The 13,298-nt window shown below is 51.4% G+C and carries 10 protein-coding genes; 7 read left to right on the top strand and 3 right to left on the bottom strand.

Going from position 1 to position 13,298, the window contains the following annotated elements; translation table 11 throughout:
• Positions 1–68 precede the first annotated feature (68 nt).
• The 7 genes from F605_RS0105290 (at position 69) to F605_RS0105255 (ending at position 7,690) form a co-directional block, all read left to right on the top strand.
• Positions 69–779, top strand: a complete 711-nt coding sequence (locus tag F605_RS0105290) for an ABC transporter ATP-binding protein (RefSeq protein ID WP_022864855.1) — start codon at positions 69–71, stop codon at positions 777–779.
• The gene (locus tag F605_RS0105285; RefSeq protein WP_022864854.1) at positions 780–2,237 is read left to right on the top strand and encodes an FtsX-like permease family protein; all 1,458 of its coding nucleotides are present in this window, start codon (positions 780–782) and stop codon (positions 2,235–2,237) included.
• Between the two features lie 382 nt (positions 2,238–2,619).
• Positions 2,620–3,558: a metal ABC transporter substrate-binding protein gene (locus F605_RS0105280; RefSeq protein WP_022864853.1), complete on the top strand. Its 939-nt coding sequence runs from the start codon at positions 2,620–2,622 to the stop codon at positions 3,556–3,558.
• A 115-nt stretch (positions 3,559–3,673) separates the two neighbouring features.
• On the top strand, positions 3,674–4,462 hold the full coding sequence (locus tag F605_RS0105275; RefSeq protein WP_022864852.1) for a metal ABC transporter ATP-binding protein: 789 nt from the start codon (positions 3,674–3,676) through the stop codon (positions 4,460–4,462).
• A complete protein-coding gene (locus F605_RS10030) occupies positions 4,459–5,604 on the top strand; it encodes a metal ABC transporter permease (protein ID WP_022864851.1) in 1,146 nt (381 codons plus the stop codon). Before F605_RS0105275 ends, F605_RS10030 begins: the two co-directional genes overlap by 4 nt.
• Positions 5,601–6,464, top strand: a complete 864-nt coding sequence (locus tag F605_RS0105265; RefSeq protein WP_022864850.1) for a metal ABC transporter permease — start codon at positions 5,601–5,603, stop codon at positions 6,462–6,464. Before F605_RS10030 ends, F605_RS0105265 begins: the two co-directional genes overlap by 4 nt.
• Positions 6,465–6,733: 269 nt before the next feature.
• Positions 6,734–7,690: a carbohydrate kinase family protein gene (locus tag F605_RS0105255; RefSeq protein ID WP_156005312.1), complete on the top strand. Its 957-nt coding sequence runs from the start codon at positions 6,734–6,736 to the stop codon at positions 7,688–7,690.
• 84 nt (positions 7,691–7,774) lie between these two features.
• Here the strand turns inward: F605_RS0105255 and F605_RS10025 are convergent, their stop codons facing one another.
• From F605_RS10025 to F605_RS0105240, 3 genes are all read right to left on the bottom strand, one after another.
• Complete coding sequence (locus F605_RS10025; protein WP_022864848.1) at positions 7,775–10,402, bottom strand: aldehyde dehydrogenase family protein; 2,628 nt, start codon at positions 10,400–10,402, stop codon at positions 7,775–7,777.
• Between the two features lie 278 nt (positions 10,403–10,680).
• Complete coding sequence (locus F605_RS0105245) at positions 10,681–11,922, bottom strand: MFS transporter (RefSeq protein WP_022864847.1); 1,242 nt, start codon at positions 11,920–11,922, stop codon at positions 10,681–10,683.
• A gap of 97 nt (positions 11,923–12,019) precedes the next feature.
• Positions 12,020–13,210 carry an MFS transporter gene (locus tag F605_RS0105240; RefSeq protein WP_022864846.1) on the bottom strand — a complete coding sequence of 397 codons (1,191 nt, stop codon included), beginning with the start codon at positions 13,208–13,210 and terminating at the stop codon, positions 12,020–12,022.
• Between the last annotated feature and the right edge of the window lie 88 nt (positions 13,211–13,298).

Below are 13,298 nucleotides of genomic sequence, written 5' to 3'. Positions count from 1 at the left end.
TTGGCAATACCTAAAAATCAGTTTCAGCACTGTTCCCTGGGCCCGGCAGGCGGACTGAAATAGAAGGTATGAATCAAGATAAAGAAAAAGAGGTGCTCAGCACCGATAACATTACAAAAAGTTTTGGAAACGTCCACGCTCTCTCCGGGGTTTCTCTCCAAATTCACGAGGGCGAGTCGGTGGCAATCATGGGACCATCTGGGTCCGGAAAATCGACCCTTTTGCATTGCCTATCCGGCGTCCTGGTTCCCGAATCCGGAAAAGTTTTATTCCGGGGCGAGGATATCGCGGCACAAAAAGATGTAACGCGCTCCCGGCTGCGGCTTAGCCAGTTCGGGTTTGTGTTCCAAGACGGGCAACTCATCCCCGAGCTGCCTGCCCGCGAAAACGTGGCACTCCCCCTGGTCTTGACCGGCACCCTGCTGCCAAAAGCTTTAAAGCGCGCAGATCAACTACTCGCCCAACTGGGACTTCCTGAGCTGAAAAAGCGGCGTCCCGGAGATATGTCTGGCGGTCAAGCACAGCGGGTAGCAATTGCTCGCGCCCTCATCGGCAACCCGAAAGTAGTTTTTGCTGATGAACCTTCTGGCGCCCTCGATCAAGCTACCGGATACGAAATGATGGAAATCTTAACCCGGGAAGTTCAACGATGCGGAGCAGCATTAGTGCTGGTAACCCACGACATCAACGTTGCGCAATGGTGTTCGCGTCTGATCGAGATTCGGGACGGCCAAATCCATTCCGATCGCGCGCTAGCTCCACAATCCGGGAGGGCGTAAATGTCGAGTACTACTACAGCCACCCTGGTTACCCCCGCACGCGCACAAAACCTAAACTGGTTAACCTGGCATCTCACTAAAGCCCGTTTCCGCTCTCGCCAGGGTGAATCTCTGCTTTATTTAGCATCCATCCTGGCCTACACGGTATGTACCGGCTTGGCATTAACAGTTGCTGGCGGCACCTATATGTTTTATAACCGCTGGATGTCCCCAACGGGAATTGCCGCCCAGCTACTTGAAGCGGACGCAAGTTTCGAAATCATTCTAAAGTTCTATTTCCTGTTAGCCGTTTTAGCCTGCGCCCTGATCCTCCCCTCTCTAAGCTCGCTTGCTACTAAGGCAGCTGTATTGGGGGCACGAGGACGCGAAAAGCGTTTAGCCTCCTTGCGACTATTGGGGGTGTCCTCTGCGGAGGTCACCAAGATGACTCTGTTAGATACCCTAATCCAAGCAGCTATCGGTTCCCTGATCGGTACTGCCCTTTATTTAGCTACCCTGCCCGCCTGGACATTTCTTGAAATAGAAGCCAAATATATAACGGTTAAAGAAATGCTGCTGCCCTGGTGGCTGCTGTTGATAGTGCTAGCGGTAATTATCTTGCTGGGGCAGCTTTCTTCCTGGTGGGGAATGCAGCAGGTAAGAGTTTCTCCCTTGGGAGTAACCCGCCGGGCGAGCCAACCGGCGCTGCGCATTTGGCGACTGGTAGCTGCGGTAGCTATTTTTTCCGCCGCTTTCATAGTCAGTCAGGCAACCGTAGGGCTATCAAAAACCTGGACGATAGCGATAGTCTCGGGCATTATCCTGGTAGTTATTTTAGGGTTCAATTTACTAGGACCCTACCTGTTGCAACTAAATGCCCGCTTGCTGGCAAAGATGCCGATTCCTGCGATGGTACTGGCGTCTCGGCGAATAGTGGCCGACCCCAAGACTACTTGGCGGCGCGTCAGCGGTATGGGGTTCTTAGCTTTTCTCGCGGGTTTCGTAGCCATGTCGCCAGTACTGGTCAATGGGGAAGATTCTGATCGCCTGGCTGACAACTTTATTACAGCCACCCGTTGGGATTTCCAAACTGGCACCATGATTACCTTGGCGGTCAGTTTCGCGCTTTGTGCCTGTGCCATGTTGATTACCCAAGCGGCAACGGTGATTGAAAATGCCGAGCAGTCCCGGGCTTTAGCAAAAATGGGCGCCCCGCGCGGCTTCGAACTGCGCTCGATGTGGCTGGAAACCCTGGGCCCCCTAGCGGTATCCGTGCTGGGAGGAGCCATTTTGGGACTAGCAGCAGCCATGCCGATGGTGCAAATGCTAAAGGAACATACCGGGCAAACTCCAGAGAATTCCGTAGCCCAAATGAGCCTGTTAATGCTGGCTGGTTTGGCGGTTACAGCCGCCTCAATTTTTGCCAGCCACCCGCTACATCGACGTTTACGTCTGCTGCAGCAACGCGCCAATGACTAGCGGTTAGTCAGGCTCTAATGGGCATTCGCGCGGTTACATAACTAGCGCGGAACCTTAGAGAAGTTACCAAGAAATCTAATCACCCAGCAAAGATTTTGTCGGACTTTCCCACATAGGAAAGTCCGACAAAATTAATTACTAACTCAGGATCCCCTAAATTTACACCCTCCAACTATTCACTCCACACCCGAGATTCACCAGCAGCCCCTAGTTTATGAAAAACCTCATAGAGTAGGGATTTTATGCAGGTCAACACAGCAAGCACCCCCTATAGGACAAACGTCAGTTTTCTTTTTTCCAATTGATAACTATCTTTATTATCAGGTTCACCTAACCTAAACCAATATTTCGGGTGACCGAATAATATGAAAGATGAGGATACATGAAACTGAAAGCCGTAGTCTCCGGTATCTGCGCCCTGGCACTAGCAGCTTCCCTGGGAGGTTGCGCCAAAGATGGTGCCGCCGATAATGCGGATGAAGCTAATGGAAAGCTAAAAATTGTTGCCACCACCGGTTACCTCGCCGACGCGGTGAAAAACATAGCCCCCGACGCCGAGATTACTACCCTGGTAGCCCCCGGAGGCGATCCCCACACTCAAGAACTCACCACCAAAGACACTGAAAAAATCCAAAAAGCGGACCTGGTGGTTTGGACCAGTCACGACATGGAACACAAAATGATGGGCCAGTTCGATGGTCTGGGCGATAAATCCTTGCCCGCCGCAGAAGCCATTCCGAAAAAAATGCTGCTGGACTGGGAAGAAGATGGCAAGATCCAAGGTCATGACCCTCACGTGTGGAATGACCCGATCGGATGGCAATACGCGGTAACCGCTACCGCCGAAAAAATCGCGAAACTAGATAAAGCTAACGCCGACAAATACCTCAAGAACGGCAAAGAATATAACGCCAAGATTCAGGCCATGCACGAAAAGGCCAAAGCTGCATTTGAAAAAATTCCTGCCGATCACCGCACTCTGGTAACCGGTCACGACGCCTTCAACTACCTGGGACGCACCTACGGACTAGACATTATGGCTACCGATATGGTTTCTTCTGAATCGGAAATCTCTGCGGTACAGCTGGAAGAACTGGCAAACACTATTGCTAGCAAAAAAGTTCCGGTTATCTTCTATGACAACCTCAAGAGCCCGGAAGTAGTAAAGCACCTCCAAGAAATGGTGAAGTCCAAAGGTTGGGAAGTTAAACTCTCCGACACCGAGCTCTATGCAGACACCCTTGGCGAGAAAGCCCCCACCAACACCTATCTGGGAGCTTTCCAGCACAATGTGGAAGCTATTGTAAAGGCACTCTCATAGAGAACGCGATCTGAGTGCCAGGATGGGCGCTAGGTTTCGCCGTCTCCAAGTTTCCTAGCGCCCATCCTCTTTCTTCCCAAATCATTCAGTTATCTTCGTTAAAGGTATTAACTCCATGACTTCCAAAAACACTTCTTCCCCAGAAGACTCCCGAGAACAGACTGCCAGCGTACCAGTGAGCACTCCCCCTTGCGTGGTGGAAAACATCAGCGCCGCTTACCGAGATCGTCTTGCCCTCTCCGGGGTGAGTTTTACCGTCCCCAGCGGAGAAATCATGGCGATTCTTGGCCCTAATGGAGCCGGAAAATCTACTTTGATCAAAGCGATGCTGGAACTGATTCCCCGGGTCAGCGGGAAAGCTGAATTCTTTGGGAAAAACTTAAGCCGGGTACGCAAGCGCATTGCCTATATGCCCCAGTCTGCCTCAATTGACTGGGATTTTCCCGCACGAGTAAAAGACGTGGTGTTAATGGGAACCTATACCCACTTAGGATGGCTGCGCCGCCCGGGGAAAAAAGAGCATCAGGCGGCGCAAGCAGCTATGGAACAACTAGATATCTCCGATCTAGCGAGCCGCCAGATTTCTGAGCTTTCCGGAGGACAAAAACAACGCACCTTCGTGGCGCGCGCCCTGGCCGCCGATGCTGATCTATTAGTTATGGATGAACCCTTCGCTGGGGTTGATATGAAGTCCGAAAAGACGATTTTACAGGTACTGCGTTCTCTAGCTAGCTCAGGGAAAACCGTACTCCTGGTACACCATGATTTAGCTACTGTAAGAGAGTTTTGTTCCTCAGTATTGCTGCTTCGCGAAGGAAACTTGGTGGCTTCCGGCCCCCTAGACACTACCTTTACCGCTAAGAACATTTCCCAGGCATACGGAATCGAGGGAGCGCTGGCATGAAGCTCGCCCTCACCAACCTCTCTAGCCTTTTCCCCCAGGAACTAATCTCTCTAAGTGATTTTTGGGGAACCTACAGTTTTCGTGTGATGACCGCGGGAGCAATCCTGGTGGGTTTCTTCGCCGGAACCCTCGGATCCCTACTTTACGTGCGTAAACAATCCCTAGTTTCTGACGTTATTGGGCATAGTTCCATTGCCGGGATTGTGGGAGCCTTCGTAATTGCTTCGCTAATGGGCGCGGATGGACAATCGATCCTAGTTTTGACGATTGGAGCCACAATTTCCGGCTTGCTGGCTGTTGCCACCACCAATCTAATAGCAGAAAAATCCAAAGTGGGAGTGGAAGCCGCCATGGCAATTTCTCTGGCCATCTATTATGGCGGCGGCATGGTGGCCTTGAGGCTATTATCCTTTTCCCATTTCTCTGGACGCTCTGGTATTGCACAATACCTGTTCGGCAATGCCGCCACTATGCGTCAAATCGATGTGTTCACCGTTGCTATCCTAGGTTTTACCGCTCTATTGATCGTCGCGATTTTCTGGAAGGAGATCTCACTCTTTGCTTTTGACCCCGTAGGCGCCAAGGCAGCTGGCTTTTCCGGTAACCTTTTGATCGCCATTGTCACCTTGTGCACCACCGTAGGTATCGTGATTGGGGTTAAATCTGTAGGGGTAGTATTGATGGTTGCTTTTGCTATCATCCCCGCAGCTGCCGCCCGGCAGTGGACCGATCATCTACCGGTGTTATTCCTACTAGCTGGAGCAATAGGCGCACTTAGCGGCGGTTTTGGTTCTTATCTGGCAGTATCCATCGGTAAGGTGCCTACTGGACCGGTAATCGTAGTCATCCTTTCGCTGGTTCTAGCTATTTCTTTAGTTTTCTCTCCGCACCGCTCTTTGCTGGCTTACCGGTATCGCCGCCGCCGGCATATCCAAAATATAAAGCACGAGCAGGAAGATAACGCCTCCCTCGCTCAGGGTAATTCCTGGAAAGAACAGCCTACTAATCCTGCGGTAATAGCTAACCATCTATGTTTCTCACCGACAAAGGTGGAGGAAGGAGGCACTCCCTCCGCGCTTGTCCAATCAACCGGAACATTAAGTCACAAGTCCCAGCTAGACCCCGAGGTTAATCTGAAATGAGTTTTGTACTTGCAGCCTTATTACTAGCAATTACTACCTCGGTAACTTGCGCCCTGCCCGGCACCTTCTTGGTGTTGCGTCGTCAATCCATGCTGGTGGACGCCATGAGCCACGCAGTCCTACCCGGAATCGTGCTGGGAGCGTTGCTTTCTGGATCCACTTATTCTCCGATAATGGTGGTTCTTGCCGCCGGTTTTGGGTTGATCGTAGTTTTGGGAGCTAACTATCTCCAATCCACCGGTTTACTACCTAAGGATGCCAGTCAAGGAGTTATCTTCCCCCTGCTATTTTCGGGCGGAGTAATTTTACTGTCCACCGCGCTGGCACATGTACATATCTGCGAGGATACGGTACTGACCGGCGACCTGAACCTGCTGGCTTTAGATACCGAAAGGTTGATAATCAGCAATTATGATTTTGGTCCGCGCGCTATGTGGATGCTGCTGATAATTTTCTTAGCGAACGCACTATTTTTACTGCTCACCTATAAAGTTATGCAGCTTGTGACTTTCGATAGGGAATCAGCCCGAGTCATCGGGTTCCCCATCCGCACGGTGGAAACTATATTCATGGTTCTGGTGGCCTTAACTATTGTGGTGGCTTTTTCTACTGCGGGCGCCATTCTAGTGATTGCCCTACTGGTAACCCCAGCAGCCACTGCGATTCTACTTTCTAATTCTCTCCCGAAAATATTTGCTTTCACCCTGATTATTGCGGTAATCAGCGCAATAATCGGTTTTATAACCGCTTGGCATTTCAACCTTGCCACCTCGGCGATGATGGCATTTACCGATGGGGTCTTATTCCTAATAGTTCTACTGATCAGCCGGGCACGCGCCCGTGTCAAGAAACACGCATAGAACTATCCCAGCTGGTACCTACTCCAAATAGTTGCTAAGGGCTGTCCCGGTAACCAAAGGCGGTTACCGGGACAGCCCTTACTGACCTAATAACTCCATCCAGGCATTAACTGCATTTGCTAAGATAAACACGGCTGGTCATTCCTGATCTTCTTCCTGTGCATGTGCGGCCAGCTGCTGTGGGTACTAAACGCCATGCCGGAAACCAAAGGGATTCCCCTTGCAGAAATGTCCAAGAAACTAGGTGTGGAGTAATTATCATGACCGATATGAAACCAACTGAGCGTCCCGTACTTTGCCTGGGTGAAGCCCTGATTGATGTTATTAAACGTGCAGGTACTGTGGAAGAAAAAGTTGGGGGCAGCGTTTTTAACGTAGCGTGCGGAGTCGCTAGTTTAGGCCACCCCACCTCCTTGGCTTCTTGGTGGGGCAAAGACGAGCGCGGTAAGAACCTAGAAGCAAAGTTAGCTTCCGCCGGGGTTAGCGTGGTGCCTGGTAGCGCTAACGCTCAGAAAACCCCGATAGCTAACGCTCAAATCGACGATAATGGGCAAGCGACCTATGATTTCGACCTGGAATGGCAAGTCCCGCCCCTGCCGGAGGTCAGTGGTCTCAGCCACCTGCATACCGGAAGTTTCGCCGCCACTTTGGCACCGGGCGCCTCTGCAGTGGTCGCGGCGGTCAAGGCCATGTCATCTCAAGGAACCGTCAGCTATGACCCCAATGTGCGCCCTACTTTGATGGGCACTCCCGAGGAAGTGCGTCCGCGGATCGAAGAACTAATCAGCCTAGCTGATGTGGTAAAAGCCAGCGATGAGGATATTGCTTGGCTCTACGGCAAGGACACTCCCATCGAAACTGTATTGCAAAAGTGGAAGACTATGGGACCGGGTCTGATTGTGGCTACCCGGGGACCGTGGGCGTCCTATGCCCTGTGCGCTAATGATCGGGATATGCTGGCGGTCGATCCGCTAAACATCAAGGTCAAAGACACGGTAGGAGCCGGGGATTCCTTTATGGCCGGCCTGATTTCAGGACTGCTAGATGCGGGAATGCTGGGCTCGACCGAAGCCAAACAACGGCTCCGGCAAGCTCGCCTCAGCGATATCCAAGCAGCCCTACACCGGGCAACTATTACCTCGGGACTTACGGTAAGTAAGGTGGGTGCTTACGCCCCTACGCAAGCTGAGATAGCAGAGGTAATCGCCGCTGACCCCACCCTCTAGCTGAGGCAAGCGCGTTAGGAACCATAACGAATATAGGTCGGCGGGGACGCTCCCAAAACGTCCCCGCCGACCTATTGTTGGCTGTTAAGAAACGAACTCTTTCCCGTAATAGCAGGCCTTGAGCATACTTTCTATTTCCGCCATGGTAGCTTTACGGGGCGTACCCGAGTAGGACTCGCGATCGAAAGTACGCTGGGCTAGCTCGGGCAGTTGCGCCAGGAAATCGGCTTCCGAAATCTCGAAGTCTTGTACCTTTAACGGCACCCCAAAGGTGGAAACCAAGTTTTCCAAAGCCTGGGCAAGAGCCGCACCAGCGTCCTCTTCTCGAGCTTCGATTCCGAGTCGACGACAAATCTCAGCCAGCTGTTGGGGCGCCTGGAAACGCAGATAGTTCGGAGAAGCCACAAACTTGCGCGGCCGTCCTCCTAAGAACCGCACCACATTGGGTAGTACTGCTGGGAAATATTCCTGATTACTGCCTCCAAAAGCGGCAGCAAAAGTCTTGGTCAGCGAACCGGCCAACCCCATTGCGGTATTCCCCTGGGCGGTAGAAATCAAGAACGCCCCTTCAATCACCTTTTCTCGCTGGTCAGCTAATTCTTGACTCTCTTCCGCAGCACTAACCACCTGCGACAGCGCCTTATAGACATTCTCTAGGCCATGCAGGGCCAAAGAATCGGTATATTCACTGGCTTGGGTCGAAGTATAAGCCTCGATCGCGCAGGCGACCCCCTGGAAACCGCGCCGCAGAGTATCTTTTCGGCTATAGGGAGCCAAGCTGGTATCCATAACCACAATTTGCGGCAAGAATGCGGTCGATTTAACTGGACGCGCAAACCCCGTATTCACATCAGTAATGGCAGCCGAAGGCGCAACTGAAGCGCGCCCTCCGGTAATAGTAGGAACGCAGATAAGCTGCGGAGAATTAATGTGGGCTGGCAAAGCAATATGCCCAGCACATACTTCCTTAACCGATAACTCGGGGCAGGCCGCGAACAGACGTAGGAATTTAGCAGCATTGATAACGCTTCGCTCCCCCACCGCAATAACCGTCTGCGGGGCGTACCCAGCGATTTCACGTACTTTTTTCTCCAGATATTGGGTCCTGAAATGCCTTTCCGCATCATCAATAACCTGAACAGATATTTTATTGCTGCGGGCATACAGTAGTTGCATCACCACATCCAATTGCCCGCTATTGGCGGCACGCTGATTGGTAATCACCGTAATTTTGTTACCCAGCTCCAGATTAGCTAGCTGCCGAATATAGCCAGATCCGAGATAAATTTGATTAGGCACTTGGAAAGGCATCATTACCGGGTTCCTCCTGGCTAGCCGTTTGATATTAAGCAGGTTAACTGCACTGATATTGTTCGACACGGAGTTATGTCCATAAGAGCCACAGCCGAGAGTCAGCGAGGGCACCATCGCGTTATAAAGACCCCCGATAGCACCGAAAGCACTCGGGGAATTTTCAATAACCCGCACTGCGTTAACTTCTGTGGCGAACTTGTCAATAACTTCCCATTTGCGGCAATGAATGGCCGCGCTGTGTCCCAGCCCATCTTGTTCCACCATCTGGCGGGACAAATCAATACCTTCCGCGGCATTTTTCGCACGCAATACCGCCAAGATTGGGGAGAGCTTTTCTCGGGTCAGCGGCTCGTCGTAACTAACTTCCGAGCAGGGCACCAAAATAGCCGGGGTATCTTCGGGGACGCTAAAACCGGCCATTTCTGCTATCTTCGAGGCTTTCTGTCCCACAATCGCCGCATTCAATTTGGCGTTCTTACACTCTTCACTTCCCGCACGCGCCCCGAAAAGCAGCTCTTCTAATTTCGCTTTCTCCTCCGCGTTTGCCAGGTAACATCCAAGAGATTGAAACTCTGCCAGCGCCTGGTCAGCAATAGCTTCGTCGAGGATCACTGCCTGCTCGGCAGCGCAAATCATGCCGTTATCGAAAGACTTAGAAATGGTGACATCATTAACGGCGTTTTTAACCACGGCGCTTTCGTGGATATAGGCAGGACAGTTTCCGGCCCCCACACCTAGCGCCGGTTTTCCACAAGAATAAGCACTTTTGACCATGGCGTTACCGCCGGTAGCTAAAATAACCGCCACTCCCGGATGGTTGATTAGCTCCGTAGTGGCCTGCATTGAAGGAGCGGTAATCCACTGTACGCATCCTTTAGGCGCTCCAGCTTCCAGCGCGGCCTCGTAAACTATTTTGGCGGCATGAGCCGAACAGTTCTGCGCAAAGGGGTGGAACGCAAAGATAATCGGGTTACGAGTCTTCAGACAGATCAAGGCTTTAAAAATAGTGGTCGAGGTGGGATTAGTGACCGGGGTTAGCCCCGCTACCACCCCGACTGGCTCCGCAACTTCCACGATCCCGGAGAACTCATCACGGGAAATCACTCCTACGGTTTTTTGCCCTTCTAAGTCTTGGGCAATAACTTCGGAAGCGAAAATATTTTTTACGGTTTTGTCTTCAAAGTTGCCGCGTTTGGTTTCAGTTACGGCCTCGGCGGCCAGCACCGCATGGGCTTCCCGCGCTTTTCGGGCGGCGGTTTCCACAATAATATCTACGGTACGCTGATCGAGATTCTCAAATTCTGCCAGTGCCTGTTGGGCATTTGCTACGAGTGCATCGATGGCTGTTTTGTCGGCAGCCTGTTCGGTTGGGGCGGCACTCAACTCTTTTTGGGACATGGCTAACTCTTTTCTGTACACCGATTAAATAAATTGGATGTGCTTTACTACGGTCAACAACTCTGTTTAGAAAAATTTACCTAATAAAAATATTATCTTGAATAAAATCAAATTTGGCTCCGAGCATAGGTTTGCAATCTTCCTAAATATTTATGCACATTTATGCAGACTCCTGGGACAAATGTCTAAACTTAGAGATACATAGCCTCAGAGATCCCGCAAAGACTTTCCTTATCTCCCAGAGGCAGCTGATGGTAAGGAAGGAATTAATACCAAACTTACCGAACCATTCGGCGAACTAGCCGAGATTGCATAAACGCCATTACCCCAAGAGCAATACTCAAATATACCGGGAGTAACCCCACTGATAGATGATCAGCCACAATCCCAAATAACGGTGGCATAATCAGGACTCCCACAAAGAAACAGGACATTTGCACCCCGGTGATTGCCCGCGAGCGCTCTTTCCCAAAAATTTGCGGGGTGGAATGAATCATCGCTGGATAAATAGGAGAACATCCAAGTCCGACAGCCATGATCCCGCACACTGCCAGCGAGGCTGAGCCGGGAATAAGCAGCATTAGCAGTCCCAAAGCTGTCAGGATCATTCCCGAGCGGATCATCTGCTGATCTGAGTAACGCATAGCCAGAAAACCGCTGATGGCTCGCCCTAGGGTGATCCCTAAGAACACCATGCTAGCGAAGGCAGCAGCCGCAGCTGCATCCATGTTTTTAAATAACCGCAAGTAAGTTGCTGCCCACAACCCGATGGTGTGTTCTAACGCGGAATAACAGAAGAAGCAGACCATCATGGCTTTCACTCCCGGAATCTGCACCACTTCGGAAAGTTTCAGATGCCGAGGGGGCGCAGGTTGAACTTTCGGCTCCGGAATTTCCTGAGCTTTTACGGGCGCATCATTTTCTGCTCCTCTGTCAGGATGGCTACTAGAAACAGCCGCAGAGTCGGCCTGTTCACCGCGTTTCCACAAGGGCAGGCTTAGGAACAATATCGCAGTTATGGCCAGCTGTATGCAGGCGGCATACCAGTATCCCCCGCGCCAGCCGCTGCCTCCCGCAAGGGCGGCTCCCATAATGTAAGGACCAATCGTGGCACCAATCCCCCAGCAGCAGTGCAGCCAATTCATGTGGGAACTCTTAAAATGTAGTGCCACATAGTTATTTAGCGCCACATCGATACTGCCAGCTCCCAGTCCGTAGGGAATAGCACAGAGGCAAAGCACCCAGAAATTGGGAGCCAACCCGAAGCCCAGAATAGCTACCGCAGTTAGCCCCACTGAAATGGCCGTGATTTTCCCGGTGCCTAGCCAGGAAATCAAACGATCTGATAGCAGGGAGGAAACAATGGTTCCTAGGGAAATAATCACTGAGACAATCCCAGCGTAGGAAACCGTAACCATAAAATCTGAATAAATTGCTGGCCAAGCCGACCCTAGTAGAGCGTCAGGCAGCCCTAAGCTGATGAAAGCCAGATAAATCAGTGCCAGTAATAAGTTAGTCAAGGGTTCCTCCTGGCTTAAAACTATCAGTTTTAAGCCTCCACATATTGCCTGAAAAGGCTACATTTTCCTGGCCCTCAAGCTGGTGCAAGCACCACTGTTAGACATACAAGGGAGCCAAGCGGCGCTGCATCAAGGCGAATACTCCCAGAGACAGAGCCAGGTAGACAGGTAAAAAACCGACAGACAAATACTGGGCTATTAGGCCAAATAGTGGCGGCAGCACAAAAACTCCCACAAAGTAGCTGGCCATCTGTACTCCAATTACCGCTCGCGAGCGATCTCTCCCAAAGATCTGGGGGGCGGCATGGATCATCGCCGGATACATCGGTGCACAGCCCAGTCCAATTATCATGATTCCACAAACCGCGATTATTGCAGACCCTGGTATTACCAGAATCAGTATTCCTACTGCAGTTAAGATTATCCCCATACGGATTAGCTGCTGGTCAGAATAGCGGATAGCCAAGAATCCGCTGGCTGCTCGTCCTAGAGTTATTCCCAAGAACAGCATTCCCGCAAAAGCGGCTGCAGCAGCGCCGTCCATACCTTTGAATAGTTTCAGATAGGTCCCTCCCCACACTCCGGCGGTTTGTTCCATCAGGGCGTAGCAGAAGAAACAGGTCATTACCTCTTTTACTCCCGTAATCCGCACTGTCTGCGAAAGTTTTAGCGGACGCGCAGGCTCCGAGTCAGAATCCGACCCCGGGCTTTCTTCCGCGCTGACACTAGAATCTTCCTGTTCATGACGTTTCCAAAGCGGCAAACTAAAAAATAATAGCGCAGTAATTCCCAGCTGCGTTAAGGCAATATACCAGTACCCACTCTGCCAGCTGCCGCCCCCAGAAAGCGCAATCCCCATCACGTAAGGACCAATGGTGGCGCCGATCCCCCAGCAGCAGTGCAACCAGTTCATGTGGGTACTCTTAAAATGCAGCGCTACGTAGTTGTTGAGAGCCACATCCACGCTTCCTGCTCCCAGCCCATAGGGAATCGAGCAGAGACACAATACCCAAAAGTTAGGGGCGAGGGCGAAGCCTAGGATAGCCAGAGCAGTTAACAACCCCGAAATGACGATCACTTTCCCGGTACCTAGCCGGGAGATTATCCGATCTGAGAGCAGGCTAGAAGTAACAGTCCCCAAAGAGATAATCATGGAGATAATCCCCGCATAGGAAACCGGAACCCCGAAACCTGGATAGATCTCGGGCCAGGCAGACCCCAGCAAAGAATCAGGTAATCCCAAACTAATAAAGGCCAGATATATCAGGGCTAGCAGTAAGTTTGTCACGGTGCCTCCTCACCTGAAAGCTATCAGTTACGGTCGAAAATTCATATTTCATTAGAGCTTTTGACTGAGCGCAAACTTAGAGAAATAC

Source organism: Varibaculum cambriense DSM 15806, from assembly GCF_000420065.1.
GTDB classification, from domain to species: Bacteria; Actinomycetota; Actinomycetes; order Actinomycetales; family Actinomycetaceae; genus Varibaculum; species Varibaculum cambriense.
The sequence above is the reverse complement of the archived record's forward strand: the minus strand, read 5'-3'. Positions and strand labels throughout refer to the sequence as shown.

Coding starts and splice junctions, on each gene's coding strand:
- F605_RS0105290 (WP_022864855.1), top strand. CDS start 69: ATGAATCAAGATAAAGAAAAAGAGGTGCTCAGCACCGATAACATTACA.
- F605_RS10030 (WP_022864851.1), top strand. CDS start 4,459: ATGAAGCTCGCCCTCACCAACCTCTCTAGCCTTTTCCCCCAGGAACTA.
- F605_RS0105275 (WP_022864852.1), top strand. CDS start 3,674: ATGACTTCCAAAAACACTTCTTCCCCAGAAGACTCCCGAGAACAGACT.
- F605_RS10025 (WP_022864848.1), bottom strand. CDS start 10,402: ATGTCCCAAAAAGAGTTGAGTGCCGCCCCAACCGAACAGGCTGCCGAC.
- F605_RS0105265 (WP_022864850.1), top strand. CDS start 5,601: ATGAGTTTTGTACTTGCAGCCTTATTACTAGCAATTACTACCTCGGTA.
- F605_RS0105285 (WP_022864854.1), top strand. CDS start 780: ATGTCGAGTACTACTACAGCCACCCTGGTTACCCCCGCACGCGCACAA.
- F605_RS0105255 (WP_156005312.1), top strand. CDS start 6,734: ATGAAACCAACTGAGCGTCCCGTACTTTGCCTGGGTGAAGCCCTGATT.
- F605_RS0105280 (WP_022864853.1), top strand. CDS start 2,620: ATGAAACTGAAAGCCGTAGTCTCCGGTATCTGCGCCCTGGCACTAGCA.